The organism is Brunnivagina elsteri CCALA 953, from assembly GCF_002289455.1.
GTDB classification, from domain to species: domain Bacteria; phylum Cyanobacteriota; class Cyanobacteriia; order Cyanobacteriales; family Nostocaceae; genus Brunnivagina; species Brunnivagina elsteri.
Map to the genome: position 1 here is coordinate 1 of NZ_NTFS01000396.1, position 6,007 is coordinate 6,007.

Annotated in this window: 6 protein-coding genes; 4 read left to right on the top strand and 2 right to left on the bottom strand. The window is 38.5% G+C overall.

What is annotated here, in order from left to right:
- Positions 1-376 precede the first annotated feature (376 nt).
- The 3 genes from CK510_RS24800 (at position 377) to CK510_RS24810 (ending at position 3,647) form a co-directional block, all read left to right on the top strand.
- Positions 377-1,465 (top strand): DNA/RNA non-specific endonuclease, encoded by a 1,089-nt coding sequence (locus CK510_RS24800; protein WP_095724218.1) that lies wholly within the window; start codon positions 377-379, stop codon positions 1,463-1,465.
- A gap of 264 nt (positions 1,466-1,729) precedes the next feature.
- On the top strand, positions 1,730-2,275 hold the full coding sequence (gene psbP / locus CK510_RS24805; protein WP_095724219.1) for a photosystem II reaction center PsbP: 546 nt from the start codon (positions 1,730-1,732) through the stop codon (positions 2,273-2,275).
- 778 nt (positions 2,276-3,053) lie between these two features.
- On the top strand, positions 3,054-3,647 hold the full coding sequence (locus tag CK510_RS24810) for a Maf family protein (protein ID WP_095724220.1): 594 nt from the start codon (positions 3,054-3,056) through the stop codon (positions 3,645-3,647).
- Between the two features lie 111 nt (positions 3,648-3,758).
- Here CK510_RS24810 and CK510_RS24815 read toward each other — a convergent pair whose 3' ends face one another.
- Positions 3,759-4,058 carry a small RNA NsiR4-regulated ssr1528 family protein gene (locus tag CK510_RS24815; RefSeq protein ID WP_095724221.1) on the bottom strand — a complete coding sequence of 100 codons (300 nt, stop codon included), beginning with the start codon at positions 4,056-4,058 and terminating at the stop codon, positions 3,759-3,761.
- Positions 4,059-4,250: 192 nt separating this feature from the next.
- Here CK510_RS24815 and CK510_RS24820 point away from each other — a divergent pair, with 192 nt between their 5' ends.
- Positions 4,251-4,637, top strand: coding sequence for a hypothetical protein (locus tag CK510_RS24820; RefSeq protein WP_095724223.1), 387 nt, complete (start codon positions 4,251-4,253; stop codon positions 4,635-4,637).
- Positions 4,638-4,794: 157 nt separating this feature from the next.
- Here the strand turns inward: CK510_RS24820 and CK510_RS24825 are convergent, their stop codons facing one another.
- Positions 4,795-5,970: a glycosyltransferase gene (locus CK510_RS24825; protein WP_095724222.1), complete on the bottom strand. Its 1,176-nt coding sequence runs from the start codon at positions 5,968-5,970 to the stop codon at positions 4,795-4,797.
- Positions 5,971-6,007: the final 37 nt, after the last annotated feature.

Consider the following 6,007-nt stretch of genomic DNA (forward strand, 5'->3'; position numbering starts at 1 on the left):
GGGCAAACAACCGTGGGTTCCCCTACAGCACTCTTAATCACAAACTGTATTTAAATCAACTGAGAACCGCTATATATTAGGGACTTCCAGAAAATAAAATCTTCTTTCTCATATACTTACCAACACTATCACGCGAAGGGTGGGGAGACCTTTCAGGTAAGCGCAAAGCGCAGGCTTCGCCAACGCCACTTTGACGAAGAGAAGTTGCGTGCGCGGGTTCCCCGCGTTGAGCAAACTTCGGGGACGGAAACCGACACCGCCAAGTGGACTCACCCCACCCCTACAATGTTGGAGAATTTATTTCTTGGTGTTCCCCAATGCGATCGCCTGTTCCATTATCAGTATGGAAGGATAAAAATATACCTACCCCCCAAGCTTGGGGGGTGGTTTTGCCTTTTCCATCATTCAAGCATTCCTGGAGGATATTGAAGAAATTCCAGTATTTTCCGATACAACATCTCATGAAAGTGTTGTTGGTCAAACAGGTAATACCCCTGTTATAGTGGATGATAAAATTAGGGTTGAAATTAACTTGGAAAGCAAAAAGCAGCATCCTCCTATATCCACAGGCGATCGCTTCAGTAACGATAGTAGTGTTCGTCCTCTGAGCTATTATCAGGATCGTAAAGGTTATAATTCAGACTTCCTGGGGATGAATATTCCTCTACCAGAATTAACACCAACTGCCCTGGTATTTGGTTCAGTTGTACCTGTAATAGGGGTGCAAGATAATGTTCTTCGCTATACGCACTTCTCGATCGTAATGTGTGAAACCCGTCGTCTGGCATTTTTCACTGCGGTTAATATTGACGGCAAGCAGTGGATTGGACTGGAACGAGGAAAGGATGAATGGTTTTTTGATGCACGCATACCTCAAGCTTTGCAGGTTGGAAATAACTTCTACGGCAATGAACCTGGAGGTAATTTTTTTGACCGGGGGCACTTAGTTCGTCGGCAAGACCCAAATTGGGGAGACGAAGCTACAGTTAGGTTAGCCAACAGCGATACATTTCATTTTACAAATTGCTCTCCCCAACACTTTCAGTTTAATCAATCACAAGAACTCTGGCAGGGATTGGAAAATTTCATCCTCACCAACACCGATCAAGATGATCTTTTGGCAACTGTTCTCACTGGACCCATTTTTCAACAAAATGATGTAGTTCATCGGGGAATTCAAGTTCCTAAATTCTTCTGGAAGGTAGTTTTGGTCGTAGATGGAAGTGGCAAACTCTATTCAAGTGCTTATGTTGTTAGCCAGGAGAAGTTTATTGACAAAATTCCCTTTGGACTTAGACCTGTTGGAGAATTCAATAACTTTCAAGTTTCGGTTACTGAGCTTGAAACTAGAACTGGCTTAAAGTTTTCTAATGAAGTTCCGCAAGCTGATGTCTATACAGGACCTCCAGGAGGTCGAAAATTACGTGGTTTGAGTGACATTGAACATCCTCGTCGCGGAAGCTAAGGATGGCATTAAGTATGGTAGTTGAGTAATATAGCACTACGAAAGCAGCTTTGAAGCAAAGCGCGATCGCATTTATATCTTTAGATATCTCCGGAAAATCTGATGTAGAGACGTAGCATTACTACGTCTCCATACTTTATATTTCCTTCTGACGAACTCCGATAATCCACTGGGTAGTTTTTACGATGGTCACTCTTGATGGGACAATGTTTAGAGATGTATTGCATGAATCTCTTGTTGCTCTCAGCCTAAGGAATAGAAAGAATGTGGACACGAATTGGATTGATTTTATTATTGGTTTTTAGCTTGAGTTTCAGTTATTCTGATATTGCAACTGCGGCTGGACTCAAAAGTTTTGCAGATACAGATGATGGTTATGAGTTTACATATCCCAATGGTTGGGTACAAGTAAAAGTTGCGAATGGTCCTGATACTGTGTTTCATGACATTATCGAACCATCAGAAAACATATCGGTGATAATTAGTCCAGTTCCAGGAGGGAAAACCTTATCTGAGTTGGGTACACCTGGAGAAGTCGGGTATAAACTAGGTAAAAATGCCCTTGCTCCTGAAGGCTCTGGAAGGGAAGCTGAATTAGTAGATGCAGCAGAAAGAGAAATTGGAGGCAAAAAATATTACAAATTTGAATATTTAATCAAGCTTCCAAACAATCAACAACGTCACAATTTAGCCAGTGTTACAGTTAGTCGTGGTAAATTATTTACTTTCAATGCCTCAGTCACAGAAAAACGCTGGTCAAAAGTCAAACGAATTATTCAAGAGTCAATCGATTCGTTTCAGGTTTATTAGTTAATGGTTAACGGCTATAGCAAGTTAATATGAAGACGAATAGAATTAACCCCACCCCCTGTGCCATCTCCACTTACTAAGAGGGCGTTTATAAATAAAATCTGAGGCATAATTCATACCACAAATCAGCTATGAGCCAGAGAAGAAATTAAGAGTTTAGTAGCTTAGGAATGAGGATTTGATAACCTACAACTTTCGATTTGATTTGGAATGGTGCGTTACGCTGCGCTAACACACCTACTTTTGGTAATTTTGCACTTTATTTAATCCGCGTTCCTTAGTCCTCTTTAGAGAACTCTATAATAAGGTTTTTGGCGCTTAATAATTATTTGATAAACACCTCTAAGGGGCAGGGGTGATTCACACTCTAAAACGCTATAAAAGTCAAGGGTTCTAGCAATTTAAAACTAGTTATTTTGTTACCAGCGTGCCGATAAAATGAACGAAATCACGGGTATTTAAGTGTTTAAAAGTTCATTTCGTCATCATCATAAGTAAGGATTTTATCGCTAACCATCTTGACAAATCCTGTCTAAAAGGAAACTAAATAGCCCTGCCTCTAAGAGGATGTTTGAAAAGTACCCCGAAATGTCATGCTGAGGCACGAAGCATCTCAATATACGCATGAAACGCAAGATTCTAGCCTGCGGCAACGCGTAGTGCGTACGTTCCGTAAGACTCCACTCAGAATGACAATTTATACCTTGTCCGACTTTTCAAACATACTCTAAGGGGAGGTTCAAAAACATTCTCTTTCTCTTTTTTTGTCCTCGTCATTATGGGTATTCCACAATTTGTACTTGCATCTGCTTCCCCTGCACGTAAGCGATTATTACAATCTATCGGTATCGAACCAACAGTTTGCGCCAGTAATTTCGATGAGTCCCAAGTTCAATCACGCGACCCTGTATTATTGGTACAGGTACTAGCACAACGCAAAGCCGAAAGGGTTTCTCCCAAGTTTGATTCGGCTTTGGTGATGGGTTGTGATTCAGTTTTAGCTGTGAATGGTCAAATTCATGGTAAGCCAGCGAATCCGCAAGAAGCGATTTTACGCTGGCAAGAAATGCGTGGTAATATCGGCGATTTGCTTACGGGTCATGTCTTAATCGATACTTCTAAAAATCGGATGTTGGTTAAGTGTCAAATAACCAAAGTTTACTTTGCCAATGTTAGCGATCGCGAGATTGAGGCTTATGCAGCTACAGGAGAACCACTCAATTGTGCTGGTGCTTTTGCTTTGGAAGGTAAAGGAAGCGTACTTGTAGAGAAAATAGACGGTTGTCACAGCAACGTAATTGGGTTGAGTTTACCGTTGCTGCGTCACATGTTGGCAGATTTAGGATATGGGGTAACTGGTTTTTGGAATTAGTAAATGGTTAATGGTTGGTATGGAATATAAATTAGGGCATGGAATTTAAATTAGGGCAAACAACCGTTTGCCCCTACAATTTGTATAATTTCTTGCTTCGTGTTCGATTAACTACTTAGCACCATAAAAGAAAGCGATTTCCCTTTCCTTGAGAGGTGAAAAACCTGCGTCAGCTAGCATTGTATCGAGTTCGGGGTGAGAAATGTGTTTTGCACCAATTCGTACAATCCGCGATCGCATTGTATTTGAGACTCCACTACGCTGACGATTGCCTTCCAGAGCCATCACATTGCTATATAGGTCTAGTTTGGCTTGAGGAATTGTAGTACCATCAAAATCGATTCCACGTGCGATCGCGGAATCAATTGCATCAGCACCTTTTGTTGTAGCTTGGTTTGTATCAGTAGACATGGGTTTTTTGTATCATATTCAGCCTTCAATTCTACCAATTTGTGGGAACCTAAATATGAGTTAGGAAGATTGAGTACTGAGTTTAGCATTTGTCCCTTTCCCCTCTTTCCCTACAAACCCGGTTGGCATATAGATAAATTCCAGAATAAGATATCAAATGACATCAATCAAGGTGTAGCGATAGGTGGTGCTATGTCCAATCTCGATGCTCCAGATATAGAAAATCGTTCCCTGGAGCAAGCTCTAACCAATAAAATCATTGACGACTATTTCGATAGTTCGGAAAGTTGGTTGCGGGCAATTTTACGGATGTGCTTCTTCTCGTTGGCACACTTGGATGGTCTACCCGTATTCGTTGTAGAATGCCCTAATCAAGCCGTTGCCAAACGATTGAGTCGCAAGATATATCCATTTCGTGGTGTTTTATATTACCTTACTGATAATTTCAGTGCTGGCAGTCGTTCGCTCTTTTGCTACCGTGATGCAAAGCTGGGAGCGTGGTATTGTTATGACACTAGTACCAATTCTTGGACTGCCGTGAGGAATCTAGAACCACCTACAGCATCCACTGATCGATAAAATACTAGAGATAGAATATAGGTAGACTTTGCATCTCTTGCTGCATATTTATACAGCAGTTATTAGTTGAGTGAAATATAGTTATTAATCGATAATACTGTAGGGGAACCCACGGTTGTTTACCCTACAGTATTATGTGAGAATTTATCAACACTCTCTAAATTTGTATCAAAAAATTGTTGTACACTTCGAGAGTTTTTTTAGCAATAAACTCCCAATTATATTGAGTTGCTAGTTTCAGATTATTTTCACCCATTTCTGACATCTCATTTTTTTTATTTACAGATTCTTGCATTGCCTTAAACAATCCATTTACATCATGAGAATCATAAAGAAAAGCAACCGAATCATTCAATATATCTTCAAAAAATCCTATCTGTGGGGCAATACAAGCTTTACCAAATGACATCGCTAAAAGTGTTACTCCTGAAGTTGTAAAAACTTTGTATGGAATCATGACACAATCGCAAGCATTTAGATAAATTTGCACTTGATTATCTGGAATCTCTTCTGAAAAAAACAGAATATTTTTAGATTTGCAAATACTATTATTAATTAATTCTTCAAGATTATCTTCACATGCTTTACCAGCAATTAACAAAGTTAGATTATTCTGGTTGAGATGAGAATTTAGCTTTTTAAAACAATCTATTGTTTCTAAAATTCCTTTGTAGCGGTAAATATAGCCAAAAATCAGAAATACAGTATTTTCTTCTGGTATCCCTAATTTTTGTCGGCATTCTAGACTATTAATTGTATTTTCATAGTAGTTTATATAATTGCCATGAGGCACTACAAACACCTTTGATTTATTCTTCAGAAAACACTTTAATTCAACTTCTTGTTTGGTGCGATCGCAATGTGTAATAATCCCATCTAAACAGTAACCTATAATTAATCCCTGCAATTTACTAAAATTGTTTTTTGTATCAACTTTATTTGACCATTCATGCACAGTCCAAACTAGTTTAATTCCGCAACTTTTTAATATCAATGATTGACATACAAACAAAATTATTTTGAGAATACTACTAATTTTGTTATTTGCATTTTTAGGTAGAATGAATGGATGTAGAGTTTGAAAGTGTAGAATATCAAATTTGTTGTTTTTGATATTCTTAACATTGAGGTTATTAAAATTTATATTCTTAAAATTTAGCTTTGTAAAAACTTTCGGTAGAAAAAATGGAAGTTCAGATGATTTCCAGACACATTGTTCTACCCGTATTGGTAGAGAATTAAGATGTTTTGTCAGTAATGTTTTATAGGGATTATCTTCCCAATCCCACAAAAAAACAACTTTCAAAGAATTATTTATCTTATTATCCGACATACAAAATAACTAAAAGCACATAGTATATATTCAGTGC